Below are 671 nucleotides of genomic sequence, written 5' to 3' on the forward strand. Positions count from 1 at the left end.
TACAACTACGCCAAGCAGCTCAAGGCGCTACGCTTCAAAACACCACTCGAGGCTCTCAAAGCCCTCAGCGTCGAAAAGCCGGAGCTCTTCATTCGTCAGCCAAGCCATGACACGCTGGGACTAAACACCTAGGGAGGCGTAGGCAGCCCTTCGATCTTCGGCAGTTCGCGGGCGACAAGGTCCGTCGGCCGCGCGCCGACCTCCTGCCGCGCGAGCGCGACAGTGAGCTTCTGGGCGCCATCGGGCGACATCTGGCCCATGATCTCGGAGAGCCTGCGCGGGTTCATCAGCGACGCGACGTCGAGCAGCACCGCGGGGTCCAGCTTTTCGAAGATCCGCGCCGCTTCCTTGACCTTCATCGATTCGTACATCGTGACGAGGTTCTTGAGCCGCGCCTTTTCCTCGTCGGCGCGCTTGCGGTCCACGTCCGCGACCGATGTCTCGACCCGCTTGAGCTCTTCGAGGCGTTCCTCGAGGCGCCTTTCGGCGGCCTTCAGAAGATTCTCGCGCAGCTCGAGATCGGAGGCGCGGGAATCCAGCATCTCGCGGCGCTTCTGCAGCGCCTCCAGCAGAGCCTTCTGCGAGGAGGACTGCTCGCTCTCCCCTCCCCGCGGCTCGGCCTTGGCCGGCTGGGGCGCCGCAGCGGCCGGCGGCTGGCCGACCTCGGAGGC

General features: G+C 65.9%; 1 protein-coding gene. It reads right to left on the reverse strand.

The window, feature by feature from the left end; genetic code table 11:
• Positions 1-128: 128 nt before the first annotated feature.
• The coding region (locus tag ACIKT0_RS19580; RefSeq protein WP_407106921.1) for a MotE family protein at positions 129-671 on the reverse strand (543 nt) is incomplete at its 5' end.

It is taken from the genome of Hansschlegelia beijingensis (assembly GCF_045505405.1).
Classification (GTDB): Bacteria; Pseudomonadota; Alphaproteobacteria; order Rhizobiales; family Methylopilaceae; genus Methylopila; species Methylopila beijingensis_A.